The organism is Micromonospora saelicesensis (genome assembly GCF_900091575.1).
Classification (GTDB): domain Bacteria; phylum Actinomycetota; class Actinomycetes; order Mycobacteriales; family Micromonosporaceae; genus Micromonospora; species Micromonospora saelicesensis.
In genome coordinates, this window is sequence record NZ_FMCR01000002.1 from 167,921 (window position 1) to 194,413 (window position 26,493).

Sequence of the window (26,493 nt, forward strand, 5' to 3'; positions counted from 1 at the left end):
TAACATAAGGCCTCGTCGAGACAGTGTTGTCGCCGACCTCACGTACGCCGCACGCTGGGGAATTCCTGGAGTGGGTCGTGCCGTTGTCCGTTCGGAAGATCAGGTTCGGATGATCGAATGGGAAGTGTCATGCACGTGCGCTCAGACGCGGTAGTGCTGTTCGGCGTCACGGGAGACCTCGTCTCGAAGAAGCTGTTTCCGGCGCTGTACGAGTTGACCCGGCGCGACCGCCTCGACGTTCCGGTGATCGGCGTGGCCCGCTCCCCCTGGGATGATCAGCAACTGGTCACCATGGCCCGCAAGTCGGTCAACGAGGCCAATGACGAGATCGACGACGAGACCTTCGATCGGCTGGCGGACAACCTTTCGATGATCTCCGGCAACTACGCGGACCCGACGACGTACCAGCGGCTGGCTGAGCGGCTGCGCGACGCCGAGCGGCCGGTCTTCTACCTGGCGATCCCTCCGGCGGTGTTCGGCTCCGTCGTCGAGGGCCTGGCGGCCGTGGGTCTGGCCGACCGGGGTCGCGTGATCGTGGAGAAGCCCTTCGGGCGTGACCTGGAGTCCTCCCGCGAGCTGGATCGCACCCTGGGCGCGGCCTTCGCGCCGGAGCGGGTGTTCCGCATCGACCACTACCTCGGCAAGGAAGCCGTCGAGGGTCTCTACGCCTTCCGGTTCGCCAACCGGCTGTTCGAGCCGCTGTGGAACAACGAGCACATCGACAACATCCAGGTGACCCTCGCCGAAGGCTTCGGTACCCAGGGCCGGGCTGGCTTCTACGACACCGTGGGCGCGACCCGGGACGTGCTGCAGAACCACATCCTGCAGGTCGTGGCGCTCATCGCGATGGAGGCGCCGGACAGCGAGGACACCGCGGCGTTCCGGGAGGCGGAGGCCGCGGTGCTGCGGCAGATCGCGCCGCTGTCGCCGGAGTCCACCGTCCGGGGGCAGTACGCCGGCTACCGCGACGAGCCCGGCGTGGCGGCGGCTTCGAACACGGAGACGTTCGTGGCGACCCGGTTGACCGTCGACTCCCCGCGTTGGGCGGGCGTGCCGTTCTACCTGCGCACCGGTAAGTCCCTGCCGGGGACGGCGACGGAGGTCGTGGTCGAGTTCAAGCAGCCGCAGCGCTCGCTGATCCCCGCCGAGCGGGGTACGGCGAGGGCCGCGAACCTGCTGCGTTTCCGCCTCGGGCGCGGTGACGGCATCACGATGTCGATCCAGGCGAAGAGCCCGGGTGCTGAGGTGGCGAGCCGTCCGGTGGATCTGTCCGTCGACTTCGGCGCGGCTTTCGGTCGCCGGCAGGAGGCGTACGAGCGGCTGCTCGACGATGCGATGGACGGGCAGCACCTGCGCTTCGCGCGTGCCGAGACGATCGAGCAGGAGTGGCGCATCGTCGAGCCGATCCTGGATCTGCCGGCGGCGGTGCAGTCGTACGAGAAGGGCAGTTGGGGTCCGGTGGACGCCGACGCGTTGGCCGGCGGCTGGCACACCCCGGACCTGCGGTAGCGGCGCTGCTCACGGCGCCGCCCGTAGTTTTCAGACCAAGAATCGCCAAGCAGTTGATCTATGTTGTGTCGTCACTGGCGTAAGCGATGCGAGCCATGTCACTGACCCACCGCTTTCTCGCCGATTATGGCAAGGATGAACGCTGTGATTCACATACGACAGTTCGCTTGGCCGGATTACGCCGACGTCACCAAGGTGTGGAAGTCGGCGGGCCGCGATGTTCTGCCTCGCGCGGAGCTGGCGGCCAAGCTGGTGCGCGATCCGCACCTGTTTCTGCTGGCCGAGCACGACGATATCGTGGCGGGAGTGGTACTTGGCACCTTCGACGGCCGGCGAGGATGGATCCTGCGGTTGGCGGTCGATCCGGCACATCGCCGGCGGGGCATCGCCCGCCGCCTGATCGGCGAGCTGGAGAACCGTTTCGCTGCCCTGGGTTGCCCGAGGGCGAACCTGCTGGTCATGCCGGACAACGTGGACGCACTGCAGTTCTGGCAGACGCTGGGATACCTGCCGCTTCCAGACGTGCTGTGTTCAAAGCCGATCAGCACCCCGACCACGCCGTAGCGCAAGAGCGGGGCCCGGCCGGTCCACGCGCTCTTCGCGGTTACTAACGCGAACCGATCAGGAGCCGGACCTCGGCGGCCACCTCGGGCGACGTCGCGGACGCCCACCGAGCGAAGAGGTCGCGGAAGTAATCGCCGTGTTTGACGAGCAGTCCCGGATTCTGCTCGATGACATCGAGTTCGTTCACGATGCTTAGATCCACGAACGGCCCGATGCCGTCAGGCCCAAGGAGCCATTCCTGCCCGGTGAAGCGGTCGTGCACGACCGAGGTGCCGACCAGGTCCGGCCAGGTGCGGTTGCGGTCACATGCCCCGTACAAATACACCAGTTCCTCGGCTTCCGGACCGATCACGGCCTGGAGCCGTTGCCGGTCAGTCCAGGAGATCAACGCCAGATCGAAGCCGTCGGTGCTGTAGGCAGCGTGGGTGAGACCGGCCAGCCGTACGTGCGCGGCGGCACCACACGCCGTTAAACGCTGTTCTACGCGGCACAGGTGGGAGTAGAGAGTTCCGCCGGGATGCTCGATCGATTCCGCCCCGTGCTCTCGCAGGAAGGCCCGTGCCGCGTCATCCGAGGTCATGAACATGACCCTAGGCGGATCAACCGGAGAGAGTGGCCCATGTGAATAGGTGCACATCCTCTTGTCGCGGCGAGGTCGGCAGGGTTGGGTCAGCGCATGGCTCTGATCGCGTACAACACCGTGGACGCAACGGCGTTCGAGGCGACCCGGCATCTGCGCGACGACGACCTGGCCACCTGGCGCGCGGCGATCGGCCGATACTTCGAGCCCCGTGCGGGTATGCGCCTGCTCGACCTTGGATGCGGCACCGGCAGCTGGGCGCGGGCGTTCCGCGCGTGGTGGCCCGACGTTGACGTCGTCGCTGTCGACCCCTCACCGGCGATGCGGGAACGCGCGGTGTTCCAGCCAGTCGTGGCCGGCACCGCCGACGACATTCCGCTGGCGGACGCGAGCCTCGACGGCGTCTGGCTCTCCACCGTGATTCACCACCTGCCCGACCTCGGGGCCGCCGCACGGGAGATCCGGCGGGTGTTGAAGCCGGGCGCGCCGGTGCTGATCCGGTCCGCGTTCGCCGCTCGGCATGAGGGGATCAGTCTGTTCCGCTGGTTCCCGGAGGCTGTCGCCGTACTCGACCGCTACCCGAGCATTCCCGCCGTCGAGGCGGCGTTTGCCGCCGTCGGCTTCACCACCGCGGGGTGCGAGCCGGTCCCGCAGATGACCGCCCCCTCCGTCGCTGAGGCCGCTGCCAGACTCCGGCGCGAAGCACATACTCCGTTGCAGCTAATCAGCGACGAGGCGTACACGGCGGGCGTTGCCCGCTTGAACCATGCCGCACGAAGCCAGCCCGGCCCGGTCGTTGACGTCCTCGATCTGCTGGTGCTGCGGTGAATTCTGGCCGGCTTGCGGTAATCACTGGCGCTAGTCGAGGACTCGGCGCGGCCCTCACCGCATACCTCGCCGATGAAGGCTGGAACGTCGTAGCCTGTATCCGGACCGAGAACGCCGCCGCGGCCATCAGACGAGACCGCGTCGAACCGGTTATGCAGGACGTCCGGGGACCAGTAAGTGACCGGCTACTAGCTGCGATCGGCGCCCGGCCGGTGCACGCGTTGGTCAACAACGCTGGCATCGGTGCCCCGGCCCGACCATTGGACAGCGTTGACCCAACGACGATTCTGGACGCCGTCGACGTCAACGTAGTGGGTCCGCTACGCATGGCCCAAGCCCTGCTGCCAATGCTGCTGGCCGCACCTACGCCTCTGATCATCAACGTGTCGTCTCGACTTGGCTCGCTGACAGCCCAGGCCGCGGGCGACTTCGCCGATCGCCGGACCAGCTACGCATACCGCGTCTCCAAATCAGCCCAGAACATGCTGACCATTGCACTGGCCCAGGAACTTGCCGGTCGCGTCCGGTGTTGGGCCGTCCACCCGGGCAGCCTCACCACGGCAATGGGAGGGGCCGGCGCGGCCACGGCACCTTGGGAGGCAGCCAGCCGGCTTGGGCGACTGCTGGACAGCACCGACACCGCCTCGCCGCGCTATCTCTCCTTAGACGGTCCTGATCTTCGCTGGTAGCAGCGCTTGGGTTGGTCGGTGACCCGCCAGCGGCTCGCGCACCTGCCCACCCGGCCGACATGGCGGTGTCAGGCGTGCGGCATCGCCTGGCCGTGTTCGGCGGCGAAGCTGAACCTCCTGGCCGAGTACCGCGAGGATCGAACGGCGCTGCTGATCTGTCTGGCGACGCTGCGGGACGAGGCGGTGGCGCACCTCAACGCCGAGGTGCCCGACGGCGTCGCGTCGGCTGACATGGTCGAGCGATTCACCGGCTGGGCGTCCGCCCGGTAGGTCCTCGAACCCGAGGGCTGACTGACCGCTCAGCTCACGGCATCGACCGTCCGGCGCTGGCGAGGTTTGCCGTCGAGGCGTGGTGTGGGCATGTGGAGGACGTCTCACGTCCTCATCGGAGAGGAAGCAGCGCATGCTTTCCGCACTCGATCGTCGGCACACCGTCGCGCCACCCGGCTACAGCCGGTGGCTCATCCCCCCGGCGGCGTTGGCCATCCACCTCTGCATCGGTCAGGTCTACGCGACGAGCGTCTACAAGAACTCCCTGATCGCCCACTTCGACACCAGCCAGACGGCGATCGGGGTGATCTTCAGCATCGCGATCGTGATGCTGGGGTTGTCCGCCGCGGTCGCCGGGACCTGGGTGGAGGCGAACGGACCGCGTAAGGCCATGTTCGTCTCGGCCTGTTTCTGGGCGGCGGGTTTCCTGGTGGGCTCGCTGGGCATCGCCACCAAGCAGCTGTGGCTGCTGTATCTGGGCTACGGGCTGCTCGGCGGCATCGGGCTCGGCATCGGTTACATCTCCCCCGTCTCCACGCTGATCAAGTGGTTCCCGGACCGGCCGGGGCTGGCCACCGGGTTGGCGATCATGGGGTTCGGTGGTGGGGCGATGGTCGCCTCTCCCCTGTCGCGGCAACTGTTGTCGTTCTACGACGCCGGTTACGACCCGGCCAACGCGGGGTCGACGGCGTCGGGCAGTGCCCTGGTGTGGCTGTTCGTGACGCTCGGCCTGGGCTACTTCGTGATCATGATGTTCGGGGTGGCGAACGTGCGGGTGCCGGCGCAGGACTGGCGGCCGGCCGGCTTCGACCCGGCGAGCGTGGCGGCGAAGCCGCTGGTCACCACGGCGAACGTGTCGGCGGCGAACGCGGTGAAGACCCGCTCGTTCTGGCTGCTGTGGGTGGTGCTGTTCTGCAACGTGACCGCGGGCATCGGCATCCTGGAGCAGGCCAGCCCGATGATCCAGGACTTCTTCCGGGACAACGGCACCTCGGCGGTGACCGTCGCGGCGGCCGGCGGGTTCGTGGGTCTGCTGTCGCTGTTCAACATGGCCGGCCGGTTCGTGTGGTCGTCCACCTCGGACGTCATCGGCCGTAAACCGATCTACCTGGTGTACCTGGGTGTCGGCATGGTGCTCTACGCGCTGCTGGCACTCGTCGGGCAGACCTCGACGGCCCTGTTCGTGCTGTTGGCCTGCGTGATCCTGTCGTTCTACGGCGGTGGCTTCGCGACAGTGCCGGCGTACCTGCGGGACCTGTTCGGCACCTTCCAGGTCGGCGCGATCCACGGTCGGCTGCTGACCGCGTGGTCGGCGGCGGGGATCGCCGGTCCGCTGATCGTCAACGGATTCCTCGACGCGCAGGGCGAGCCGGGCTCGCTGACCGCCGCGGCGTACCGGCCGGCGCTGTTCACGATGGTGGGGGTGCTGGCCGTGGGCTTCCTGGCGAACCTTCTGGTGCGGCCGGTGCCGCAGCGCTACCACGAACCGGCGGCGGAGCAGGACGCACATCAGGATCGGGACGTGGACGAGGACACGACGACGCAGAGGAGTGGTACGCGATGAGTGAGGACAGCCGACCCGGGCAGCAGGCCCGGTTGTGGATCTCCTGGTTGGTGGTGGCGGCGCTGCTCGGCTACGGGGTCGCCCAGACCGTCGTGACCGCGGCGAAGCTGTTCACCCACTGAGCCGGATCCGGCGGTCTCCGACCACGTGAACGCCCGGCGGTCTCCGACCGGGTGAAGGCGTGGTCAGAGACCGCCGGAGACGCGCAGCACGGTCCCGGTGGCGTACGAGGCGTCCGGGCCGAGCAGCCAGGCGATGGCGGCGGCGATCTCGTCGGGTTCGCCGGCGCGGCCCAGCGGGATGCGACCGACGGCCGAGTCGGCGCGGTCGGGCACTCCGGAGTCGGCGTGGATGTCGGTGCGCACGATGCCGGGGGCCACGGCGTTGACCCGGATGCCCTTCGGGGCGAGTTCCTTGGCCAGGCCGACGGTGAGGGTGTCGGTGGCGGCCTTCACGGCGGCGTAGTGCACGTACTCCCCCGGGCTGCCCAGGGTCGCGGCCGCCGACGAGACGTTGACGATCGCCCCGCCGTCGGTGAGCCGGCGGGCTGCCTGCTGGGCGCAGAGGACGTAGCCGACGAGGTTGACGTCGACGACCCGGCGCAGGTCCTCGACGCGCAGTTCGGTGAACGGCCCGATCAGGCTGGTGACGCCGGCGTTGTTGACCAGGCCGGTGAGCGGGCCGAGTTGAGCGGCCGCGTCGAACAGGGCGTGCACCTGCTCGGGGTCGGTGGTGTCGGCGCGTACCGCGATGGCCTGCGCGCCGGCGGCCCGCAGGTCGGCCAGGACGGCGGTGGCGGCGGCCTCGTCGCGGCGGTAGCACAGGGCGACGTGGTGACCGGCGGCGGCGAGCCGACGGGCGGTGGCCGCGCCGATGCCCCGGCCGCCGCCGGTGATGACGGTGACGGGTGCCACGGTGCCTCCTGGCGGGTCTGACGGCTGCGCGATGGTCGTGCCGACGCTACCGTGACCGGCGCGGATCGGTCGTCGAGAGGAGAGTCACATGCAGCGGGCGTTGGTGCTCGGCGGTGGCGGGGTGACCGGGGTGGCCTGGGAGTTGGGGCTGCTGGCCGGGTTGGTCGAGCGGGGTGTGCCGGTCACCGAGGCTGACCTGGTGGTGGGCACGTCGGCGGGTTCGTTGGTCGGCGCCCAGGTGTGCTCCGGGTTGCCGGTGGAGCGTTTCTACGCCGAGCAGTTGGCGCCGCCGTCGAGTGAGCTGGCGGCACGGTTGGGCTTCGCGACGCTGGCGCGGCTGATCTGGGCCGGTGGTCGGACCCGGGACGCGGTGCGCTCGCGGGCCCGGATCGGGGCGATGGCGGTGGCGGCGCGTACCCAGTCGGAGGCGTCGCGGCGCGTGGTGATCGAGGCCCGTCTGCCGGACCGGGAGTGGCCGCAGCGGCGGCTGCTGATCACGGCGGTGGACGCGTCGTCCGGTGAGTTCGTGGTGTTCGACAGTGACAGTGGGGTGTCCCTGGTGGACGCGGTGGGGGCGAGTTGCGCGGTGCCCGGGGTGTGGCCGCCGGTGACGATCGGTGCGCGCCGTTTCGTCGACGGGGGGATGCGCTCGAGCGTGAACGCGGACCTGGCGGCGGGCGCTCGCAGGGTGCTGGTGCTCGCGCCGACGTCGGCGGCGTTCGGGCCGATGCCACGGCTGTCGGCGCAGGTGGACGCGTTGCGGGTGGCCGGGTCGCGGGTGGTGGTGCTGACCCCGGACGCGGCGGCACGTACGGCGATCGGCCGCAACGTGCTGGACCCGGCGCGGCGGGCGGGAGCGGCGCGGGCCGGGCGGGCCCAGGCCGACGTGGTGGCCGACGAGGTGGCGGCGATCTGGGAGTGATCGCTTACGCTCACCGCGCGGTCGATCAGACGACGGAGGTGCGCGGTGGCGGGTGTGGGTGTCGGCGACGAGGTGCAGGATTTCGAGCTGCCGGATGAGACGGGCACGCCACGGCGGCTGTCGGAGTTCCTGGCGGCCGGGCCGGTGGTGCTGTTCTTCTACCCGGCGGCGATGACCCGGGGGTGCACGGCGGAGAGCTGCCACTTCCGCGACCTCGCGGCGGAGTTCACCGCGCTGGGCGCGACGCGGGTGGGCATCAGCCGCGACCCGGTGGCGAAGCAGGCCGAGTTCTCGAAGCTGCACGGCTTCGACTATCCGCTGCTGTCGGACGCCGACGGCGCGGTGGCGCAGCAGTTCGGGGTCAAGCGGCGGGTGCCGTTGGGACCGTTGAGCATGAAGCGCATGACGTTCGTGATCGGCACCGACCGGCGGGTCATCGAGGTGATCCACAGCGAGGTCAGCATGAACGAGCACGCGGACCGGGCGCTGCGGGCGCTGGGCGGCTGAGCGGGCGTGAGCCCCGTGCGGCGGGTGTCGCAGTCGGCTGGTATCAAGACAGCAATCAAACAGGTGTACGGAAGAGGGTTGTGATGGATGCCGGCCAGGGTTTGTCCACTAGCGAGGTGCAGAGCATCCGGGAGTCGTTGGCGGCCGGGCGTAAACCGCGGGTGGTGTTCACCGCGTCGGCGGGGCAGATCGCCGGTCAGGTCGGTCAGGTGATCGAGCTGACCGACCCCGAGGTGTCCGACGAGTTCGTGGTGGTGCGCTTCGGTCGCGACGAGTTGCCGTTCTCCCCCGCCGACCTGGCCGTGGCGCCCAAGGGCGTCACTCGTCGGGTGGTGGAGCCGAAGCCGGAGCCCGAGCCCGAGCCGCCAGCGGTGGCCGCGCCGGAGTTCGTGTTGGACACGCCGCGGGTGCCCGCGCAGCGACAGGAGGAGCCGAAGGTGGAGCAGACGGAGAAGCCGCCGGCGCGGCGGGCGGTCAAGGCCGTCAAGCCGAAGGGCCCCGCGGGCCTCACCGTGACCCTGGCGTACGCCGACGGTGAGTGGACCGTCGCCGCGCAGCAGGGCAGCAAGGCCCTCGCGAAGCCGTACGTGGTGAAGCCGGCGGAGGCGTTGAAGATGGTGGGCCTGGTCGACGTGCCGGGGGTGCAGGAGGCGGTGGAGCAGATCCTCGGCACCGAGCGGGCCGAGGCGGAGCAGCAGGCCGAGAAGCTGCGCGCCGAGCTGGCCGAGATCGAGGCCCGGCTGGCGGAGCTGCGCGAGGCCCGCTGAGGCGGGTCAGTGCCCGCTGTGGTGGCGCAGCAGTCGGGTGAGCAGTCGCGTCAGCTGCTCGCGCTCGGTGGCGGACAGCGGGGCGAGCAGGTCGGCTTGGACGCGCTCGAGGGTCGCGCCCATCCGGCGGGCCTCGTCGGCGCCGGCGTCGGTGGCGCTGATGACGTTGCGGCGGCGATCGGCCGGGTCGGGGGCACGCACCACGAGCCCTCGGCCGGCCAGGTCGTTGATGGCGGCCACCACGTCGCTGCGGTCGATGCCGCAGCGCCGGCCGAGGTCGGCCTGGCTCGCGGGCCCGTCCTCGGCCAGGGTGGCGAGCAGTCGGTAATGGTAGCCGCGCAGGTCGTGCGCGGCGAAGCCCTCGCTGAGCAGGCGGGCGGCGTGGCTGGCGCTCTGGTTGAGCAGCCAGGTCGCGGTGGTGCTGAGCCCGGCGGGTGACTGCGGGGCCGCGTTGTCCATGCGGCGCAGCCTATCAGTAATCGTTGGCGCGACCCACGATCAGGTGTTACGTTGGTGACTCCAACGTTGGCGTAGCCAACGTTTCGAAGGAGGTCCGATGTCCACGCTCCCCACCCTCAACGGTCAGGTCGTCGGCCAGGCCCACTACGCCACCCGGGCCCTGCTCGAACGGGCCGTCGTGCCGCTCGGGCTCAACTTCGGCCAGGTGCTCGCGCTCAATGTCCTCGCCGCAGGCGCCGTCGAGCGGGCCCGGCTCGTGCACCGGATCACCAGCACCCTCAAGGTCGACGAACCGGCCGTGCGCGAGGTGATCGACCAGCTCGTCGACGCCGGCATCGCCCAGGTCGACGGGCCCGAACCGCACGTGCGGCTCACCGACACCGGACACGCCACGCAGGCCCACGTCGCCGATGCCGTCGCGGGCATCACCGCCCGGCTGTACGGGGACATCCCGGCGGACGAACTCGCCGCCGCCGCCCGGGTGCTCACCTTGGTCACCCAGCGGGCGAACGACGAACTGGCGGGTGCCGCCTGACCCGACAGCGGCTCAGGTGAGCCGGTTCATGGCGGCCCGGATCCTCAGCCAGGACGGGTCGGCTCCGGAGTCCTCGCTGACCACTTCCAGGTCACCCGGCTGCCAGGTCCGCGTCCCGTCGGTGAGGTCGAGCTGGTCCATGTCGACAACCGACGCCTCGGAGGTGGCGGCGAGGAACTCGGTCACCGCGGCCCTGGGCGCCTCCTCCGTGCCGATCCTCCCCACCGACAGCAGGAGAAGCATTCCGTCGTTGCCCGCGACGACGAGGTCACCCGCGGCGGTGGCCGCCAGCGCCGTCACCGCGGCCCCGGGCAGCACCTCGTGCTCAGTCACCCGCTTCCCGTCGATCTCCAGCTCGACCACCGCGCCCTCGGGTGTCCCGATCCAGAGGACCCCCGGCAACGGGCCGAACACGACGTTGTGGCGCGACCAGGCGTCCATCTCGTCCAGCCACTCCGGCGGGTACGGGTACCCCGGACTCGGCTCCCCCAGCGTCATACCCAGGACGCGCCGTAGCGAGGGGAACTCGAACACCTCCAGTGAGTTGTCGTACGCGTTGCCACGTACCGCGAGGTGCCGGCCGTCCGAGCTGAAGGTCGGAGCCTCGTAGCCGTCGCAGTCCAGGACCAGCGCACGGCGCAACGGCCGCAGCACCGGCCCGGTGTCCTCAGAGAAGAGCACCAGCGTGGCAGCTTGGTCGCTCTGGAGGGTGCACACGAGGCCGCCCGCCGGATGCGCCACCACCCCGGTGTCCCACCCAGGGCCGATGGAGGTCGTTCCCGAGGCGAGGTCGAGCGCGACCGACTGTTCCCAGCCGTCCTCCCCGTCGGCGGGCGACAACCAGATCGTCCGACCGTCCGGACTGAACGCCACCTCGCGTTGGTACTCAGTCGGCGCAACACCGTCGATCGGCGAGGTGCCCGACGGTGTCCAGCGGGCGACGCTCTCGGCGTCCGCCACCACCAGCAGCGCCTCGCCCGGATGCCAGGCGGCGGAGGGTGTCCGCTTGGCCCGCTCATAGCCGATGTCGTCGCCGTAGACGGCCGAACCCGCGCCGACGGCCCCGCACTCCCGCAGCTGCCCGTCCCCGTACTTCCAGATCCTGATCGCCGGACGGTCGGCGTCCCAACCGGCCACCAATGGAAGGCGGGGGTGGCACAGCAGCCGCTGCACCGTCGCTCCACAGTGGATCCGCGCCAGAACTTCCACCGGCACACCGTACCGGTGAGGCGGACCCATGATCGTCCCCGACGGGCAATCCCCGGAGTAGGTCCGGGCCCGAACACCCGGCTCCGGGAAGCCGTCAGAAGTAGTCGAGCAACTGCGCCGGGCCTCCCGCGCTCAACAGGTCCAGGGCTGCCGGGTCGACACCGGCGCGGTGGTGCAGCAGGCCAGCCTGCGCGACCGAGCGGGCGTGCGCCGCCCCGGCGTAGAGCAGCGCGAAACCGCGCACGTCCAGCCGCAGGTCCGCGTCGGCGTCGACCCGGGTCAGCTCGGCGGCGCCGTCGACGACGGTCAACCGCCACGTGCCGGTGTTCCAGTCGGCGAGCGCGTCGGTGAGGCCGAAGTCGACGACGCCCCGGGCGTGGGCCGGCCATCCGCGTGCGGCCACCGCCCGGGCCACGTCCACCGGCCGGTGCATCCACAGGTCCCGCTCGTGGTCACGCGCCGCCTCCAGCGGCAGGACGGTGCTGACGACGTCGCCGTCGAGCGGGCACAGCCGCACCGTCGGCGCGACGCTGGCCCAACTGCCGAGCACACCGACGATCTCCCGGGCCGCCTCGGCGGTGGTGGCCAGGGCCTCGTCGACGGTGAGCACGGAGTCGGCGCCGTAGCCACGGCCCCGCTGCCAGGTGGCGTACGCGACCAGGGCGCCGTCGTGCTCGACGAGGGTGAGCCCGTCGCCGGGCAGGCCCGCGTCGGCGGCGAAGAAGTCGAACAGCTCACCCCGGCGCGTCAACATGCCGTTGCGGTGCCGGGTGACGCGCTCGTAGAGGTCGGCGACGGCGGGCAGGTCGGCGGGTGTGCCGGCCCGCACCGTCAGGTGCGCGGCGGGCCGGTGGCGGGGCAGCGCGGCGGTGGCCAGGTCGACGGTGCGCAGCACACCAGCGGTCTCCCACCCGCAGGCGCGGTACGGGGCGGCGACGGTCGGGTACAACGCGCTGACCGCCGCGCCGCGCTCCCGGGCACCACGCAGCAGGCCGGTGAGCATGGCACGGGCCACGCCCCGGCCCCGGGCCTCGGGGGCGACCGCCACCCCGGCCACGTCGGCGGCCGGCACCGCCCGCCCCGACCACCACTGGTCATGGTGCAGGTCGACGGCCTTGCCGACGAGCCGACCGCTGTCGTCGAACGCGCCGTAACGGGTCATGCCGGGCACCGCGACCGTCGTCGGCGCCGGACGCTCCGAGGTCGAGCCGAACGCGAACCGGCCCAGCTCCCAGGCGGCGTCGAGGTCGGCGAGGTCGAGTTCACGTACGTGCACAGTGGCGGGCATCGGCACACCGTAGCGAGGCGACTCCACACCAACAGCCGATTTACGCCCGCATGATCAACTCGTCTCGCGATCTTGCAGTTTCTGCCCCAGCATATGGGGCATTCCACGCATCACGGCGACAGAAACTGCAAGATCGGCGTGGCGGGGCGAGGGCGCGGCGGGGACGCCGAGTCCGCGCCACGCCGGTCAGTGCTGCGGGATGTTGGCTACACCGATGCGCTTGCGGAACACCCAGTACGTCCACCCCTGGTAGGCCAGCACCACCGGAGTGAAGATCACCGCCACCCAGGTCATGATCTTCAGGGTGTACGGGGTGGAGGCGGCGTTGGTGGCCGTCAGCGTGCCGGCCGCGTCCAGGGTGGAGGGCAGCACGTTCGGGAACAGCGCCGCGAACAGGGTCGCCACTGCCAGGCCGATCGCCACGGCGGTGCCGGCGAACGCCCAGCCCTCCCGGCGTACCCGGGCGGCGGCCAGGCCACCGAGCAGGGCGAGGGCCGCGCCGACGGCGAGCACGACGGCGGCCGCGCTGGAGCGGATGCTCAACGTCCAGGTCAGGAACCCGACCGCGAGCACGGCGGCGCCCACACCCAGGCGCACGGCGAGCGCGCCCGCGCGCTCGCGGATGTCGCCGGTGGTCTTCAGGGCGATGAACACCGCGCCGTGGGTGAGGAACAGCGCGAGGGTGGTCGCGCCGCCCAGCAGGGCGTACGGGTTGAGCAGGTTCAGCAGGCCGCCGACGTACTCGTGGTCGGCGTCCAGTGGCACACCGCGCAGGATGTTGGCGAAGGCGACGCCCCACAGGATCGCCGGCAGCAGCGAGCCGACCACGATCGCCGCGTCCCACCGACGCTTCCAGGACGCCTCGGGGCGCTTGTGCCGGTACTCGAAGGCGACCCCCCGGGCGATCAGGGCCAGCAGGATCAGCAGCAGCGGCAGGTAGAAGCCGGAGAAGAGGGTGGCGTACCACTCGGGGAACGCGGCGAACATGGCGCCACCGGCGGTGATCAGCCACACCTCGTTGCCGTCCCAGACCGGGCCGATGGTGTTGATCAGGACGCGGCGTTCCCGGTCGTCGCGACCGAGCACGGGCAGCAGCATGCCGACGCCGAAGTCGAAGCCCTCCAGGATGAAGTACCCGGTGAACAGCACGGCGACGAGGAGAAACCAGATGGTGGTCAGTTCCACGATGGGCTCCGGGATCAGTAGGCGAAGGCGAGCGGGCGCTCGGCGTCGTCGGGGGTGTCGTCGATGGGGTGCTCTTCGCTGACGTCGGGCACGCCGGCCTTGGCGTAGCGCAGCAGCAGCTTGACCTCGATCACGGCGAGGGTGGCGTAGATCAGCGTGAAGGCGGCGAACGAGGTGAGCACCTCGGCCAGCGAGACGCTGCGGGACACCCCGTTGCGGGTGAGCATCTCGCCGAACACGATCCACGGCTGCCGACCCATCTCGGTGAAGATCCAGCCGAAGGAGTTGGCCAGCAACGGCAGCACCGGCATGGCCAGCCCGGCGCGCAGCAGCCACTTGCTGCTCGGGGTGCGGCCCTTGCGCTGGCTCCAGAGCACCAGCAGGGCGATCGCGCCGGCCGCCATCCCGAAGGCGATCATGAAGTGGAAGCTCCAGTAGGTGACCGGGATGATCGGGGTGTAGCTGCCCGCGCCGTACTGGGTGGCGTACTGGGCCTGTAGGTCGTTGATGCCGTGCACGGTGCCGTTCGGGTCGCCGGTGCCCAGGTACGACAGCAGGTACGGGATCTTGATGGCGAACACCTCGCGGCTGCCGTCCAGGCTGCCGACGGTGAGCACGGAGAACGAGGCGGGGCTCTCGGTGGTGTAGAGGCCCTCGGCGGCGGCCATCTTCATCGGCTGCACGTCGGTCATGATCTTGCCCTGGATGTCGCCGGTGAACAGCACGGCCGCGGAGGCGACCAGGACCACCCAGGAGCCGAACTTGGTGGCGAAGCGGTACGCGCCGGTGTCGGCGGAGCCGCGGTTACGGATGACGTGCCACAGGCCCACGGCGGTGACCAGCGACCCGGCGACCAGGAACGAGCCGGCCAGGGTGTGCGGGAAGGTGATCAGGGCGACCTTGTTGGTCAGCACGGCCGGGAAGTCGGTCAGCTCGGCGCGACCGGTGTCCGCGTTGATCCGGTAGCCGACCGGGTTCTGCATGAACGAGTTCGCCGCGAGGATGAAGTACGCGCTGAGGTTGGTGCCGATAGCGGCGGCCCAGATGCTGGCCAGGTGCGCCCGCTTGGGCAGTCGGTCCCAGCCGAAGATCCACAGGCCGATGAAGGTGGATTCGAGGAAGAACGCGACGAGCGCCTCGATGGCCAGGGGTGCGCCGAAGACGTCGCCGACGAAGCGGGAGTAGTCGCTCCAGTTCATGCCGAACTGGAACTCCTGCACGATGCCGGTGACCACGCCCATGGCAAAGTTGATCAGGAACAGCTTGCCGTAGAACTTGGTGAGCTTGAGGTAGCGCTCGTTGCCGGTGCGGTGCCACATCGTCTGCAGGATGGCCACCAGCACGGAGAGGCCGATGGTCAGCGGTACGAAGAGAAAGTGGTAGACGGTGGTGACACCGAACTGCCAGCGGGCAACGTCCAACGCGTCCACCTGAAAACCCCCAACCATCCGTACTACGCGACGTAGTAAATACTACTGCTCGTCGTAGAGAATTGGGCAGGGCCGGGGGGCCCGAACGCACCGGGACCAATGACCCTGATCACCCGACCCGCCCTCGCGGCCCCGCTGGCGCGTGCGACGATGGCGCGCTGATGAACACCGCACACACCACCTGGCAGCCGCCGCTGATCTGGCGCGCGGCCCTGCTGCTGGCCCGGGGCCTGGTCGGCCTGCTCGCCCGCCTCGAGGTCACCGGCGACGTCCCGGCGTACCTGCGTCGCGGCCCGCTGGTGCTGGCCGCCAACCACATCAGCCCGTTCGACCCGGTGGTCATGGCCGCCGCCTGCCAGACCCGTGGCGTCGCCCCGCGGATCATGGCGACCGCCGGACTGTTCCGCGTCCCGGTGTTCGGCGCCGCCATGCGCCACGCAGGGCACATCCGGGTCGACCGGGGCACCAGCGCCGTGCACCGGGCCCTCGACGACGCCGCCACGGCCGTCGCCCGCGGCTCGGTGATCCTCATCTACCCCGAGGGGCGCATCGGCCTGGACCCCGGCCTGTGGCCCGAACGTGGCAAGACCGGCGCCGCGCGCCTCGCTCTGGCCTGCGGCGCCCCGGTCGTCCCGGTCGCCCAGTGGGGGTCGCACGAGGTGCTGCCCTACCAGGCGCCCCGCGGAATGCTGCGTGGCATCGCCCGCTCGCTGTGGCGTCGACCGGTGATCCGGGTGCACTTCGGCAGCCCCGTCGACCTGGGCGAGACGGCTGCGGCCCACCCCGGCGCGGCCCGCCGCGCGACCGACCGGATCATCGACGCGCTCACCGACACCCTCGCTCCGCTGCGCCCCGACGAGCCGGACCTGCCCCGCCACGTCGACCCCGGCCGCCCGAGCGACAGCAGTCGGGCGCATCGCCGCTCGGCCTGAGGTCGATCCGGGTGAACGCGCTAGACAACTGGAGCTGAGACAGACACGAAGATCGACTCGGTTTCCTGCAAATCGGGGCATTCCCGCGCCCCGGACACCCCGACTTTCAGGAATCCGAGTCGATCACCGGGCGGGGCGCGGCAGGGGCGGCGGCGCGAGCGGGCGACAGACGCCGGCCGGTCACCCGCCGGCCACCAACCGGGGGCATACTGCGTCGCGTGTTGACCCGATTCGGCTACCTCGACGCGCCGGCGCCGCTGGCGTTCGCCCATCGTGGCGGCGCCGCCGAGGGCGACGAGAACACCACCGAGGCGTTCGCCCGGGCCATCGGCCTGGGCTACCGGTACGTGGAGACCGACGTGCACGCCACAGCGGACGGCGTGGCGGTGATCTTCCACGACCCGACGCTGCTCCGGGTCACCGGTGAGGCGGGACGCATCGCCGACATGAGCTGGGCCGACCTCGCCTCGGTACGCGTCGGCGGCGCTGCCGTCGTACCCCGGCTCGACGAGGTGTTGGGGGCGTGGCCGCAGGTCCGCTTCAACATCGACGTGAAGGCCGACGGCGGCGTCGAGCCGACGGTCGCGACAGTGACCCGGGCCGGCGCCGGCGACCGGGTGCTGCTCGCCTCGTTCAGCGACGCCCGGTTGACCCGGCTGCGGGCGCTCACCGAGGGCCGGGTCGCCACGAGCCTGGGCATGCGCGGCGTCGCCCGGCTGCGGCTGGCCTCCCTGCACGGGCGGCCACTGCGGCTGCCGCCGTCGGTGGTCGCCGCGCAGGTGCCGCCACACTACGGGCGGGTACCGGTGGTGGACCGCCGGTTCCTCGACTACTGCCACCGGATCGGCCTGCAGGTGCACGTCTGGACGATCGACGAACCAGCCCAGATGCACGACTTACTGGATCGTGGCGTGGATGGCATCATGACCGATCACGTCGGCGTGCTGCGCGACGTCTACCGCAGCCGCGGCCACTGGGCCGCCTGACCATCGAAGGACCCCCGATGGCCGAGACCGTGACCCCCACGGTGGATGACACCCCGCCTCCAGCGAGCACCCGCCGGGAGCGCAGGGGCTGGTACATCTACGACTGGGCCAACTCCGCGTTCCAGACCACCGTGATCACCGTGTTCCTCGGCCCGTTCCTGACCACCGTCGCCGAGTTGGCGGCCGGCTGCGAACTCGGCGCGGACTCCTGCGACGGCTCCGTCTACCCCCTGGGCATCAAGATCGCCGCCGGGTCCTACTACCCGTACCTGATCTCGCTGTCGGTGTTCCTCACCGTGTTCGTGCTGCCGGTCATCGGGGCGATCGCCGACCGCTCGGCACACAAGAAGCGGCTGCTCGGCGGCGCCGCGTTCACCGGCGCCGGCGCCACCATCGCGATGGCCTTCGTCACCGGTGACCGCTACCTGCTCGGCGGGGCGCTCTTCCTGGTCGCCAACATCTCCTTCGGCGCGGCGATCGTGGTCTACAACTCGTTCCTGCCGCAGCTCGGCGGCCCCGACGAACGCGACGGCATCTCCAGTCGCGGCTGGGCGCTGGGCTACCTCGGCGGCGGTCTGCTGCTGGCCCTCAACCTCGTCGCGATCACCCTGCTCGACGAGGGCGACAACCCGCAACGCACCCTGGACCTGGCCCGCTGGTCGATCGTGTCCGCCGGCGTGTGGTGGGCGTTGTTCACGCTGGTGCCGCTGCGCTGGCTGCGTGAGCGCCCCAGCGTCGCGGCCCTGGCCAGTGGCGGCAACGTGCTCACCGACGGGTTCCGGCAACTCGCCCGCACCATGCGCGAGGTCAAGGCGTACCCGTTGACGCTGTACTTCCTGCTGGCGTTCCTGGTCTACAACGACGGCATCCAGACCGTCATCACCCTGGCCAGCCAGTACGGCACCGAAGAGCTGCGCCTGGAGCAGAGCACCCTGATCATCACGATCCTGCTGGTGCAGTTCCTCGCCTTCGGCGGCGCGTTGAGTCTGGGCGCGCTGGCCAAGCGGATCGGCGCCTGGAAGACCGTGCTGCTCAGCCTGGTCCTCTGGACCGGTGTGATCATCGCCGCGTTCCGGCTGCCCGCCGAGGCGCCGCTGCCGTTCATGGTCCTCGGCGCGGCCATCGGCCTGGTCCTCGGTGGCAGCCAGGCGCTGAGCCGGTCGCTGTTCAGCCAGCTCATCCCGGCCGGCAAGGAGGGCGAGTACTACGGCTTCTACGAGATCAGCGACAAGGGCACCAGCTGGCTCGGCCCGCTCGCCTTCGGCCTGGTGTTCCAGCTCACCTCCTCCTACCGGGTGGGCCTGGTCTCACTGCTGATCTTCTTCATCGTCGGGTTCCTGCTCCTCGCGGCCGTGCCGATCCGCCGTGCCATCGTGGCCGCGGGCAACACCCCACCCCGAGTGCTCTGAGCACGGGTCCCGCGCCCAACCGATCCAGGCCGGTCAATGGGCTAGGCTGCCCGACCGTGACTGACGACGCCGCCGCCCCGACCTGCCTGGCCCACCCGTTCCCCGGCCAGCCGCACGCTCCGGCCGGGTGCGCGGCCGCGCGCGGGCTCGACGGGCGTCCGGTGCACGCGGCGGCGTTGAAGTTCTTCTGGGGGCCGATGGACTGCGGCAAGTCCACGATGGCGTTGCAGATGAACTACAACCACGCCCGGCAGGGCCGGCGCGGGCTGGTCACCACCCGCATCGACCGGTCGCTGGGACCACAGGTCACCACCCGCATCGGCCTGGCCCACGAGGCCATCGAGGTCACCGACGACCTGGACCTGCGGGCCCTGGTGCGCGGCCGGTGGGCCGACGGGGTACGCGTCGACTACCTGATCTGCGACGAGGCATGCTTCTACACCGTCGAGCACGTCGAGCAGATGGCCGAGCTGGTCGACAGCTACGACGTCGACGTGTTCGCGTTCGGCCTGGCCACCGACTTCCGGTCGCGGCTGTTCCCCGCCACGCAACGTCTGTTCGAGCTGGCCGACGAGGTGGCCCGCATCCAGGTCGAGGTGCTCTGCTGGTGTGGCCGCGAAGGGCTGCTCAACGCTCGCGTCGTCGACGGGCGGGTCGTCCGTGAGGGCGCACAGGTCGTCATCGGCGACACCGTCGACACCGCCGAGGTGCGTTACCAGGTGCTCTGCCGCCGGCACTACCGCAGCGGCGACCTCGGCCCCCGCGACTGAGCGGCCCGCCGCGCCGACACGCGATCGGCCACGATCACCCCGACCGTGATCAACAGTGCCACCCCGGCGGCCACCGCGACCGGCGCCCGCAACGCCACCGCCGCCGGGGACAACGCGAGCAGCAGCAGCGTCGCCGCGACCCGGGCGACCACCCCGGCCTGACCGAGCGCCATCTCGTACGCGGCGTGCCCGGCCAGAAACAGCGCGGGACCGCCCAGGACGACCAGCGCGCTCGCCCAGCCGACCGGTTCCCCGGGGTCGTGCAGCAGCCGCTCGTCACCGACGGCCGCGACGACGATGCCGCCCACCATCACCGGGTGCAGATTGTTGAACACCAGCCGGGAGAGCCGACCGGCCCGTTCACCCGCGGCCGCCAGCGCCGCCATGCTGGCCTGCGCCCGGTCGAAGTACACCCACCACAGGGCCACCGAGCTCGCGAACGCGAGGAGGAACGCGGCGATGGTCACCCGGTCCAACCGCTGCGTCAGCGTCCCACCGGTGATCAGGAGCGACTCCCCCAGCGCGATGAGGATGAACGCCTGACAGCGTTCGGCCAGATGCCCGCCCTCCACCCGCCAGTGCTCAGGCCTGCTCCGTCCCATTCCGGGCACCGGAAACCCGGTCGCCAGGCCGATCGAGTCGACGACGATCACCGCGATCCAGATCAGCTCCCGGGCCGAGGCGTCCACCAGCCCGCCGACGACCGCCAGCGCGCCGGTGCCGGTGATCCAGACGAAACACTGGCGGAAACTGTCGCCGAGCCAGGGCTCGCCCCGAATCGCCCACAGGGAGAAGGCCGTGCGGCCCACCTGCACCGCCGCGTACGCCAGGGCGAAGAGCAGACCGTTGTCGCCGAAGGCGGTGGGCAGCGCCGCGGCGAGCAGCAGGCTGCCCAGCGTCACCACCAGCAGCGTGGCCCGCACCGGTGTGCGGTCCGGGTGCAGCCAGTTGCCCGCCCACACGGTGTAGATCCAGACCAGCCAGATCAGACTCAGCAGCACCGCTGTCCGTCCGACGCCCCGCCAGCTGAGGTTCTCGGCCAAATAGTGCGACAGCTGGATGATCGTGAAGACGTAGACCAGGTCGAAGAACAGTTCGGTGGCGGTCGTCCGCTCCACACCACGGCGCGGGCGCAGTAACTGCGGATGAAGCGGACCGTGTCCTGGTGACGCGGCGGTCACCGCGCAGCCACCAATGGCCGGAACCGGTCGGTCAGGATCACGGCGACCGTCACCGCCAACGCCACCACGGCGCACACCGCGACGGGCACCTCCAGCCACACACCGACCGGCATCAGCGCCAGCAGGACCACCACCGCGGTGAGCCGGCTGGTCGGCAGGGTCCGCCACAGCAGCGCCTTGTAGGCGGCGTGCCCGGCCAGGAACAACGCGGGACCACCGAGGGTGAGCAGCACGTCGACAGTGGTGGCCGGCGCGCCCGGCTCCCGCAGCAACCGCTCGTCGGCCGCCGACGTGACGACGACCCCCGCGACGATCACCGGGTGCAGGTAGTTGAACGCGACTCGGCTCAGTGCGCCGGTGCGCTCTCCGGCCTGGGCGATGACCTCGGTGGCGGCCGAGGCCGAGCGGGCGAAGTACACCCACCACAGCGCCACCGAACCGCCGAACGCCAGCAGGAATGCCCCGGACGTCACCAGGTCCACGTGCGAGGTGAGGGTGCTGCCGGTGACCAGGATCGACTCCCCCAGCGCGATCAGGACGAACGCCGCGCACCGTTCGGCCAGGTGCCCGCCCTCCACCATCCACCGCTCGGGTCGGCTACGTCCCCGTCGCGGCAGCGGATAGCCGATCGAGAGGCCGACCACCTCGATCACGATCACCGCCGCCCACACGGCCTCGCGCGCGGCCCCGCCGACCAGGCCACCGAGGAGCATGAGCAGCGACGTCCCGGCGATCCACGGCAGCGACTGCCGGAAGCCGGCGACCAGCCACGGGCTGCCCTGTACCGCCCACAACGAGAACAGGGTGCGTCCCACCTGCACGGTCACGTAGACCACCGCGAAGAGCAGACCGGTCGAGCCGAACGCCTCCGGGATCGCCGCCGACAACAGCAGGCTGCCCAGCGTCACCCCGATCAGCATCGTCCGCACCGGCCCCTGGTCCGGTTGCAGCCAGTTGGTCACCCAGGTGGTGTAGACCCAGACGAACCACACCAGCGCCAGCAACAGGGCGGTACGCCCGGCGCCCCGCCAGTCCAGGTGCGCGATCAGGTAGTGCGACAACTGGGTGATGGTGAAGATGAAGACCAGGTCGAAGAAGAGTTCCGTCGAGGTGGTCGGCTGCACCCCCTCACGTGGTCGCAGCAACTGTGGGCGTAGCGGGGCGGCGACCGGGGGCTCAGAAGGGGTCACCGCACACCCGCCAGTTCCCGTCCTCACGGACCACCGGCAGGCGACGTTCTTCGCTGATTCCACCGTCGCGGGTCACCTTCACTGTCACCGTGCCGTGCGGTCGTCCGCTGCGGGTGGCGACCGACACGTCGGTGATCTCGTAGTCGGTGACCATCGGTGGTGTCCGCACCCAACTCGTGAAGCCGATCGCGCTCCACCGGCTGCGCGCGTCCTCGCAGAGCCGCTCGTACGCCCGGTCGCTGTCGCCGAGGGCCACCTCGCTGAGGAAACCGTCGGCGGTCTCCCGGATCGGGCCGGCGGCCTGCCGGACGGTCTGCAGGTTCCAGGCACCCAACCCGGCCACCCCCACGCAGCACAGCGCCACACCGAACCCGGCGAACGCCAACCCGGTGCGCATCGGGCGGTGACGCCGGGCCGGTCGGCTCCACGACTGGCCCGCACCCACGACTACCGACCGTAGAGAAGACGGTCACGCCGACGGGCGACAAGCCGGAAACTGGGTGCGCCCGATGCGCGGGCGTGCCCTGTTCGCGGCGGCCTCGCATCGTCTACCGTCGGCGCACACCCCCGAGCAGTGCCAGGAGCCGATCGATGAGCCGCTTCGTGCAGCCGGTACCACCCCCCGTCGACCCGTACGCCGGCGATGGCCTGCTGCGGTCCTGGCTGGAGCGTCACCTCGGCCCGGGCGGGCACGCCGCCGCGAAGGGCCGTCTCGCGGACCTGGCCGCCGACGTCACCGGGCCGCTGCGCGCGGCGCACGCCGACGCGGAGGCGCACCCGCCGACGCTGGTCCGCTACGACCCCTGGGGTGCCCGGATCGACCGCATCGACACCTCCGCCGGTTGGCAGGCGCAGCGCGCCGCCGCCGCCCGGCACGCCGTGGTGGCGCTGCCCTACCTGCCGGACGCCCGGGGCACCTGGGGTGCCGCCGCGCGGGTCGTGCAGCACGCCCTGCTGCACCTGTACGGGCCGGAGTCGGCGACGTTCTCCTGCCCGGTGGCGATGGCCGACGGGGCGGCGGCGCTGCTCAGCATGCCCGACGTCGACGCCACGGTCCGCGACGCGTGGCTGCCCCGGCTGATCTCCACGGACCCGGCCACGGCGATCACCAGCGGGCAGTGGATGACCGAGTCGCAGGGCGGCTCCGATCTGGGCCGCTCCAGCACGCTCGGCCGACCCGCGGCGGACGGTTCGTGGCGGCTGACCGGGGAAAAGTGGTTCTGCTCCGCCGCCGACGCCGCGATGGCGGTGGCGCTGGCCCGGCCGGAGGGCGCCGGGCGGGGCAGCCGGGTGCTCGCCCCGTTCCTCGTTCCCCGGTACGCGGTCGACTCACCGCTGGCCGACGGCACGGCGCCGGGCGTACCCGCACCAGGTGTCACCGTGCACCGGCTCAAGGACAAACTCGGCACCCGGGCACTGCCCACCGCCGAGATCGGCCTGCACGACGCGTACGCCCTCCCGCTGGGTGACCCGGCGGTGCCCGGTCTGGTCCGGGCGATGACACTGGTCGTGGTGACCCGGGTGCACAACGCCGCGGCGGCGGCCGGCGGGATGCGACGGGGTCTCGCCTACGCCCGCGCGTACGCCGAGGTGCGGCACGTCGCCGGCGGCCCGCTGGTGTCCTCGCCCCTGCACCGGGCCACCCTGGGCACCCTCGCGGTCGACGCGGCGGGCGCGTTCGCTCTCGCCGGGCATGCCTTCGCCCTGCTCGGGCGGGTCGAGGTCGGCGCCGACCCGGAGGCCGCTGCCGAGCTGCGCATCGTGGCGCCGTTGGCGAAGCTGGCCACCGGCCGGCTCGCCGTCAGCTCCGCCAGCGAGTACGTGGAGAGCTTCGGCGGTGCCGGCTACGTGGAGGACACCGGCGTGCCCCGGCTGCTGCGCGACGCCCAGGTGCTGCCGATCTGGGAGGGCACCACCAATGTGCTGTCCCTGGACGTGCTGCGCGCGTTGACCCGCGAGGACGCCGGTGCGCCGCTGCTGAGCCGGCTGACCGCCGCCGTCGACCTGGCCCGGCCGCTGTCGCCGGTGCTGGCCGACACCCTGGCCACCGCCGCCGCGCAGTTGCAGGAGACCATCACCGCCGTGACCGCCGACCCGGGTGCGTCGGCGGTGATCGCGGGCGCACGCGGTCTGGCGTTGCGCCTGGCGTACGCGCTGACCACCGCGCTGCTCGTCGAGCACGCCGCGTGGGGCGACGAGCAGGCGGAGTTGGCCGCCCGACTGTGGGCGCGCCGCTGGCTGCGGCACGAGGAGATCGCCGAGGACGCCCACCACCACCTCGACCTGCTCTGCTGACCGGCCGGCGCGAGCGGACGGGTGGGCGCCCATGTCGGTGCTGATCGAGCTGGGTGACGACCGGGGCGCGCCAGTGGAGGAGCGCCGGCCACCGCCGCAGGTGTCCCGCCGGTGGCGGGTGGCGGCGCTGGCGGCGGCCTGTGTCCTGCTCGGCGGTGCCGCCCCGGCCGCGCGCCTGACGCCTCAGCCCGGGCCGGCGGTGCCCGCCCGGGCGACAGTGCTCGGCGCGGGGCCGCTGCTGCTGGTCGTCGACCCCGAGCCGAACCCGCCGACGCTGAGCGCCTACGACTCGGCAGCGCCGGACGGCCCGCCGCGGTGGCGGGTCACCGTGCCGCCCGCCGCCGGGTGGTCCGCCGAGGTCGCCGGTGATCTGTTGCTGCTGGTCGAGCGCGACCAGGCACTCGGGGCACGGGTCACCACCGCGCGGTCGTTGCGTACCGGCCAGCCGGTGTGGCGGCGACCCGAGCGGGTGTACGCGGCCGGGAACGAGGCGGTCGCGGTGAGCGAGGTGCGCAGCGCCTCCGAACCGGGTCGGCGGGTCGAGGGCACTGTGCACGGCGTCGACCCGGCCACCGGCGCGACCCGGTGGTCGGTTCCGCTGCCCTCCACGGCGGTGCTGCGGGCCCTGCCCGGGCGGGTGCTGCTGGTGCAGGACGACGGGTTGGTCCGGCTGCTCGACGCCCGTGACGGCACCGAACGCGGGCGGGGACAGCTTCCGCCGGCCGACTACGGCCCGGACAATCCCCAGGTCGTCGGCGCGCACCTGGTGCTGCGCCACCCGAGCGGCGGCGCGATGGCGCTGACCGGCTACGACCTACCCGGGCTGGCGCGACGCTGGCAGGTGCCGGTTCAGCCGGGTGAGCTGATCCTGCGGCCCTGCCAGGGTCTGATCTGCGGGCAGGACGAGCAGGGACGCTGGGCGATCGACCCGGGCAGCGGGGTGCGGGTGTGGACGTGGCCGGCCGGGGCGCGCTGGCGAACGGTGGCTGGCCCACGGGTCCCTGCGGAACCTCTGGTGGTGCTGGGAATGGCGGCGGACGGCAGGCGCTCCCTGGTCGCGACGGTGGGACGCGACGGTCATCGGGTGTCCGCGGTGCTCCCGGCGGGTGTGACCGACTGCCGCCGGGTCGGCGCGGGGTTGATCTGCCGCGACGGCACGGCCCGCGTGACGTTCTGGCCCATCGAGGGCCCTTGACCCCGAGTCAGCGCAGGGGGCCTCGGGCAACGGCTGCGCGCATCGTCGCCGGATCGCCGGCCGGGACGAACTCCAGCCACCAGGTGGCCCCGGCGGCGGCGAGCTCACCCAGGTAGGCCCGTTCGGTGCGCTCGTCGGAACGGCGCCGCCGGCCGCCGACCGCCACGTCGAACGGCTGACCGTCGGCGCGCGTCGCTGGCAGGGCGTTTGCCAGGTCGTGTACCTCGTCGGGGGTGAAGTCGGACCACCCGTCGGTGTTGGTGAGCTTGTACGGCACGATGCCGTCGGCGCGGGCGGCTCGGCGGCGCACCGCCCCGGCCTGGGTGCTCCCGCCGACCCAGACCGGCACCCGCGGCGACTGCACCGGCGCAGGCCGCAGCGACACCCCGTCGGCGCTGTAGTGGGTGCCCTGGTGGCTGACCCGCTCACCGCTGAGCAGCCCCGTCAGCAGGTCGAGACCCTCGTCGAGCATCGCGGCCCGCACGGACACCTCGGTCTGCTCGCCGAAGGCGGCCAGGCCCCGATCCCCGGGGTCGCCGACACCGACCGCCACGGTGGCCCGGCCCGCGCTGAGGTGGTCGAGGGTGAGGACCTCCCGCGCCAACTTCGCCGGGCGACGCCGGGGCAGCGCGGTGACAGTGGTGCCCAGTCGCACCCGGTCGGTGCGCCCGGCGATCGCGGCGAGGACCAGCCAAGGGTCGTAGGTGAACGGCTCGTCGCCGGAATAGTGGATCAGATAGTCCTCCAGGAACACGCCGTCCCAGTCGGCGCGTTCGGCCAGCTCACCCAGCTCGACCAGGGCGGACACCGCGACCGAGGCCCCGCCGCAGGAAATCTCCAGACCATGTCTCATCCATCGACCGTAGGGCGGGGGCCCGACACCAGGCCGCAGCGAGTGTCGCGCGGCCGGAGTTGTCGGGCCCCGGCGGCATACTGCCGGCGTGACGACTTCTGCCGACCTCGCGATGGTCAACCTCGACAGTTCCGATCCCGCCGGCCACGCCGCGTTCTACCACGAGGCGCTGGGCTGGGAGGTCACCCACAGCCAACCGGAGTACGCGATGATCAGCTCCGGTGGCGTCTCCATCGGCTTCGGGCTGGTCGAGGGCTACCGACCGCCCTCCTGGCCGGACCAGACCGGCGACAAGCGCTACCACCTCGATCTCTACGTCGACGACCTGGCGGCGGCGGAGGAGAAGTTCGTCGCCGCGGGCGCGTCGAAGCCGGCCTTCCAGCCCGGCGGCGAGCGGTGGGTGGTGCTTCTCGACCCGATCGGGCAGCCGTTCTGCATCTGCCCCCGCCCACAGAACTGAGA

Annotated in this window: 29 protein-coding genes; 18 read left to right on the forward strand and 11 right to left on the reverse strand. The window is 71.4% G+C overall.

All coding sequences use genetic code 11. From position 1 onward, the window contains the following. The first annotated feature begins 129 nt into the window (after positions 1-129). Positions 130-1,509 carry a glucose-6-phosphate dehydrogenase gene (gene zwf / locus GA0070561_RS08670; RefSeq protein ID WP_091398030.1) on the forward strand — a complete coding sequence of 460 codons (1,380 nt, stop codon included), beginning with the start codon at positions 130-132 and terminating at the stop codon, positions 1,507-1,509. 135 nt (positions 1,510-1,644) lie between these two features. Further along, positions 1,645-2,073, forward strand: a complete 429-nt coding sequence (locus tag GA0070561_RS08675) for a GNAT family N-acetyltransferase (RefSeq protein ID WP_091398034.1) — start codon at positions 1,645-1,647, stop codon at positions 2,071-2,073. A gap of 43 nt (positions 2,074-2,116) precedes the next feature. Here the strand turns inward: GA0070561_RS08675 and GA0070561_RS08680 are convergent, their stop codons facing one another. Next, entirely contained in the window at positions 2,117-2,653 is a 537-nt protein-coding gene (locus tag GA0070561_RS08680; protein ID WP_091400058.1) for a DUF6817 domain-containing protein, read from the reverse strand. A gap of 96 nt (positions 2,654-2,749) precedes the next feature. Here GA0070561_RS08680 and GA0070561_RS08685 point away from each other — a divergent pair, with 96 nt between their 5' ends. The 5 genes from GA0070561_RS08685 (at position 2,750) to GA0070561_RS34505 (ending at position 6,126) form a co-directional block, all read left to right on the forward strand. Further along, the gene (locus tag GA0070561_RS08685; protein WP_091398037.1) at positions 2,750-3,481 is read left to right on the forward strand and encodes a class I SAM-dependent methyltransferase; all 732 of its coding nucleotides are present in this window, start codon (positions 2,750-2,752) and stop codon (positions 3,479-3,481) included. Next, a complete protein-coding gene (locus GA0070561_RS08690) occupies positions 3,478-4,170 on the forward strand; it encodes an SDR family NAD(P)-dependent oxidoreductase (RefSeq protein WP_091398041.1) in 693 nt (230 codons plus the stop codon). The genes GA0070561_RS08685 and GA0070561_RS08690 overlap by 4 nt, the downstream gene beginning before the upstream one ends. Positions 4,171-4,188: 18 nt before the next feature. Further along, positions 4,189-4,440: a flavin reductase gene (locus tag GA0070561_RS08695; protein ID WP_091398043.1), complete on the forward strand. Its 252-nt coding sequence runs from the start codon at positions 4,189-4,191 to the stop codon at positions 4,438-4,440. 133 nt (positions 4,441-4,573) lie between these two features. Then, the gene (locus GA0070561_RS08700) at positions 4,574-6,004 is read left to right on the forward strand and encodes an OFA family MFS transporter (protein ID WP_091398047.1); all 1,431 of its coding nucleotides are present in this window, start codon (positions 4,574-4,576) and stop codon (positions 6,002-6,004) included. Continuing rightward, positions 6,001-6,126, forward strand: a complete 126-nt coding sequence (locus GA0070561_RS34505; protein WP_256442137.1) for an MFS transporter small subunit — start codon at positions 6,001-6,003, stop codon at positions 6,124-6,126. Before GA0070561_RS08700 ends, GA0070561_RS34505 begins: the two co-directional genes overlap by 4 nt. 63 nt (positions 6,127-6,189) lie before the next feature. Here the strand turns inward: GA0070561_RS34505 and GA0070561_RS08705 are convergent, their stop codons facing one another. Continuing rightward, the gene (locus tag GA0070561_RS08705) at positions 6,190-6,918 is read right to left on the reverse strand and encodes an SDR family oxidoreductase (RefSeq protein ID WP_091398050.1); all 729 of its coding nucleotides are present in this window, start codon (positions 6,916-6,918) and stop codon (positions 6,190-6,192) included. Between the two features lie 88 nt (positions 6,919-7,006). On the opposite strand from GA0070561_RS08705, the gene GA0070561_RS08710 reads away from it, so the two are divergent. The 3 genes from GA0070561_RS08710 (at position 7,007) to GA0070561_RS08720 (ending at position 9,114) form a co-directional block, all read left to right on the forward strand. Next, positions 7,007-7,840: a patatin-like phospholipase family protein gene (locus GA0070561_RS08710; RefSeq protein WP_091398053.1), complete on the forward strand. Its 834-nt coding sequence runs from the start codon at positions 7,007-7,009 to the stop codon at positions 7,838-7,840. Between the two features lie 45 nt (positions 7,841-7,885). Beyond that, positions 7,886-8,347 carry a peroxiredoxin gene (locus GA0070561_RS08715; RefSeq protein WP_279616353.1) on the forward strand — a complete coding sequence of 154 codons (462 nt, stop codon included), beginning with the start codon at positions 7,886-7,888 and terminating at the stop codon, positions 8,345-8,347. An 83-nt stretch (positions 8,348-8,430) separates the two neighbouring features. Then, on the forward strand, positions 8,431-9,114 hold the full coding sequence (locus GA0070561_RS08720) for a hypothetical protein (RefSeq protein WP_091398059.1): 684 nt from the start codon (positions 8,431-8,433) through the stop codon (positions 9,112-9,114). Positions 9,115-9,120: 6 nt separating this feature from the next. Here the strand turns inward: GA0070561_RS08720 and GA0070561_RS08725 are convergent, their stop codons facing one another. Beyond that, positions 9,121-9,573, reverse strand: a complete 453-nt coding sequence (locus tag GA0070561_RS08725; protein WP_091398062.1) for a MarR family winged helix-turn-helix transcriptional regulator — start codon at positions 9,571-9,573, stop codon at positions 9,121-9,123. A gap of 97 nt (positions 9,574-9,670) precedes the next feature. Between GA0070561_RS08725 and GA0070561_RS08730 the strand changes: the two genes are divergently transcribed. Then, positions 9,671-10,108: a MarR family winged helix-turn-helix transcriptional regulator gene (locus GA0070561_RS08730; RefSeq protein ID WP_091398065.1), complete on the forward strand. Its 438-nt coding sequence runs from the start codon at positions 9,671-9,673 to the stop codon at positions 10,106-10,108. A gap of 12 nt (positions 10,109-10,120) precedes the next feature. Here the strand turns inward: GA0070561_RS08730 and GA0070561_RS08735 are convergent, their stop codons facing one another. The 4 genes from GA0070561_RS08735 to GA0070561_RS08750 all read right to left on the reverse strand — a co-directional run bounded on the left by GA0070561_RS08735 (position 10,121) and on the right by GA0070561_RS08750 (position 15,220). Then, complete coding sequence (locus GA0070561_RS08735) at positions 10,121-11,317, reverse strand: WD40 repeat domain-containing protein (RefSeq protein WP_208603712.1); 1,197 nt, start codon at positions 11,315-11,317, stop codon at positions 10,121-10,123. Positions 11,318-11,411: 94 nt separating this feature from the next. Next, positions 11,412-12,605 carry a GNAT family N-acetyltransferase gene (locus GA0070561_RS08740; protein WP_208603713.1) on the reverse strand — a complete coding sequence of 398 codons (1,194 nt, stop codon included), beginning with the start codon at positions 12,603-12,605 and terminating at the stop codon, positions 11,412-11,414. Positions 12,606-12,791: 186 nt separating this feature from the next. After that, positions 12,792-13,790: a cytochrome d ubiquinol oxidase subunit II gene (cydB, locus tag GA0070561_RS08745; RefSeq protein WP_091398068.1), complete on the reverse strand. Its 999-nt coding sequence runs from the start codon at positions 13,788-13,790 to the stop codon at positions 12,792-12,794. 14 nt (positions 13,791-13,804) lie between these two features. Then, positions 13,805-15,220 carry a cytochrome ubiquinol oxidase subunit I gene (locus tag GA0070561_RS08750; protein ID WP_167362392.1) on the reverse strand — a complete coding sequence of 472 codons (1,416 nt, stop codon included), beginning with the start codon at positions 15,218-15,220 and terminating at the stop codon, positions 13,805-13,807. 161 nt (positions 15,221-15,381) lie between these two features. On the opposite strand from GA0070561_RS08750, the gene GA0070561_RS08755 reads away from it, so the two are divergent. The 4 genes from GA0070561_RS08755 to GA0070561_RS08770 all read left to right on the forward strand — a co-directional run bounded on the left by GA0070561_RS08755 (position 15,382) and on the right by GA0070561_RS08770 (position 19,317). Next, the gene (locus GA0070561_RS08755) at positions 15,382-16,152 is read left to right on the forward strand and encodes a lysophospholipid acyltransferase family protein (protein ID WP_091398073.1); all 771 of its coding nucleotides are present in this window, start codon (positions 15,382-15,384) and stop codon (positions 16,150-16,152) included. A gap of 218 nt (positions 16,153-16,370) precedes the next feature. Beyond that, complete coding sequence (locus GA0070561_RS08760) at positions 16,371-17,138, forward strand: glycerophosphodiester phosphodiesterase family protein (protein WP_091398075.1); 768 nt, start codon at positions 16,371-16,373, stop codon at positions 17,136-17,138. Positions 17,139-17,155: 17 nt separating this feature from the next. Further along, the gene (locus GA0070561_RS08765; RefSeq protein ID WP_091398077.1) at positions 17,156-18,547 is read left to right on the forward strand and encodes an MFS transporter; all 1,392 of its coding nucleotides are present in this window, start codon (positions 17,156-17,158) and stop codon (positions 18,545-18,547) included. A gap of 56 nt (positions 18,548-18,603) precedes the next feature. After that, entirely contained in the window at positions 18,604-19,317 is a 714-nt protein-coding gene (locus tag GA0070561_RS08770) for a thymidine kinase (protein WP_091398080.1), read from the forward strand. Here the strand turns inward: GA0070561_RS08770 and GA0070561_RS08775 are convergent. Genes GA0070561_RS08775 through GA0070561_RS08785 form a run of 3 tightly spaced genes read right to left on the reverse strand, consistent with a single transcriptional unit; the run spans position 19,284 to position 22,133 of the window. Continuing rightward, positions 19,284-20,435: a low temperature requirement protein A gene (locus GA0070561_RS08775; protein ID WP_167362362.1), complete on the reverse strand. Its 1,152-nt coding sequence runs from the start codon at positions 20,433-20,435 to the stop codon at positions 19,284-19,286. The genes GA0070561_RS08770 and GA0070561_RS08775 overlap by 34 nt on opposite strands. A gap of 59 nt (positions 20,436-20,494) precedes the next feature. Beyond that, a complete protein-coding gene (locus tag GA0070561_RS08780; RefSeq protein WP_167362363.1) occupies positions 20,495-21,688 on the reverse strand; it encodes a low temperature requirement protein A in 1,194 nt (397 codons plus the stop codon). Then, positions 21,675-22,133, reverse strand: coding sequence for an Rv0361 family membrane protein (locus tag GA0070561_RS08785; protein WP_373861155.1), 459 nt, complete (start codon positions 22,131-22,133; stop codon positions 21,675-21,677). Before GA0070561_RS08785 ends, GA0070561_RS08780 begins: the two co-directional genes overlap by 14 nt. 146 nt (positions 22,134-22,279) lie before the next feature. On the opposite strand from GA0070561_RS08785, the gene GA0070561_RS08790 reads away from it, so the two are divergent. After that, positions 22,280-23,983: an acyl-CoA dehydrogenase family protein gene (locus GA0070561_RS08790; protein WP_091398092.1), complete on the forward strand. Its 1,704-nt coding sequence runs from the start codon at positions 22,280-22,282 to the stop codon at positions 23,981-23,983. A 31-nt stretch (positions 23,984-24,014) separates the two neighbouring features. After that, complete coding sequence (locus GA0070561_RS08795; RefSeq protein WP_091398094.1) at positions 24,015-25,178, forward strand: outer membrane protein assembly factor BamB family protein; 1,164 nt, start codon at positions 24,015-24,017, stop codon at positions 25,176-25,178. Between the two features lie 7 nt (positions 25,179-25,185). Here the strand turns inward: GA0070561_RS08795 and GA0070561_RS08800 are convergent, their stop codons facing one another. Next, positions 25,186-26,031, reverse strand: a complete 846-nt coding sequence (locus GA0070561_RS08800) for an LLM class flavin-dependent oxidoreductase (RefSeq protein ID WP_091398098.1) — start codon at positions 26,029-26,031, stop codon at positions 25,186-25,188. Between the two features lie 88 nt (positions 26,032-26,119). Here GA0070561_RS08800 and GA0070561_RS08805 point away from each other — a divergent pair, with 88 nt between their 5' ends. After that, positions 26,120-26,491, forward strand: coding sequence for a VOC family protein (locus tag GA0070561_RS08805; protein ID WP_091398101.1), 372 nt, complete (start codon positions 26,120-26,122; stop codon positions 26,489-26,491). The last annotated feature ends 2 nt before the right edge of the window (positions 26,492-26,493 follow it).

Excerpts from the sequence above, each read along its gene's own strand:
- zwf (WP_091398030.1), top strand. The coding sequence starts at position 130 with ATGCACGTGCGCTCAGACGCGGTAGTGCTGTTCGGCGTCACGGGAGAC.
- GA0070561_RS08675 (WP_091398034.1), top strand. The coding sequence starts at position 1,645 with ATGAACGCTGTGATTCACATACGACAGTTCGCTTGGCCGGATTACGCC.
- GA0070561_RS08680 (WP_091400058.1), bottom strand. The coding sequence starts at position 2,653 with ATGACCTCGGATGACGCGGCACGGGCCTTCCTGCGAGAGCACGGGGCG.
- GA0070561_RS08685 (WP_091398037.1), top strand. The coding sequence starts at position 2,750 with ATGGCTCTGATCGCGTACAACACCGTGGACGCAACGGCGTTCGAGGCG.
- GA0070561_RS08700 (WP_091398047.1), top strand. The coding sequence starts at position 4,574 with ATGCTTTCCGCACTCGATCGTCGGCACACCGTCGCGCCACCCGGCTAC.
- GA0070561_RS34505 (WP_256442137.1), top strand. The coding sequence starts at position 6,001 with ATGAGTGAGGACAGCCGACCCGGGCAGCAGGCCCGGTTGTGGATCTCC.
- GA0070561_RS08710 (WP_091398053.1), top strand. The coding sequence starts at position 7,007 with ATGCAGCGGGCGTTGGTGCTCGGCGGTGGCGGGGTGACCGGGGTGGCC.
- GA0070561_RS08720 (WP_091398059.1), top strand. The coding sequence starts at position 8,431 with ATGGATGCCGGCCAGGGTTTGTCCACTAGCGAGGTGCAGAGCATCCGG.
- GA0070561_RS08725 (WP_091398062.1), bottom strand. The coding sequence starts at position 9,573 with ATGGACAACGCGGCCCCGCAGTCACCCGCCGGGCTCAGCACCACCGCG.
- GA0070561_RS08730 (WP_091398065.1), top strand. The coding sequence starts at position 9,671 with ATGTCCACGCTCCCCACCCTCAACGGTCAGGTCGTCGGCCAGGCCCAC.
- GA0070561_RS08740 (WP_208603713.1), bottom strand. The coding sequence starts at position 12,605 with ATGCCCGCCACTGTGCACGTACGTGAACTCGACCTCGCCGACCTCGAC.
- GA0070561_RS08755 (WP_091398073.1), top strand. The coding sequence starts at position 15,382 with ATGAACACCGCACACACCACCTGGCAGCCGCCGCTGATCTGGCGCGCG.
- GA0070561_RS08765 (WP_091398077.1), top strand. The coding sequence starts at position 17,156 with ATGGCCGAGACCGTGACCCCCACGGTGGATGACACCCCGCCTCCAGCG.
- GA0070561_RS08790 (WP_091398092.1), top strand. The coding sequence starts at position 22,280 with ATGAGCCGCTTCGTGCAGCCGGTACCACCCCCCGTCGACCCGTACGCC.
- GA0070561_RS08795 (WP_091398094.1), top strand. The coding sequence starts at position 24,015 with ATGTCGGTGCTGATCGAGCTGGGTGACGACCGGGGCGCGCCAGTGGAG.
- GA0070561_RS08800 (WP_091398098.1), bottom strand. The coding sequence starts at position 26,031 with ATGAGACATGGTCTGGAGATTTCCTGCGGCGGGGCCTCGGTCGCGGTG.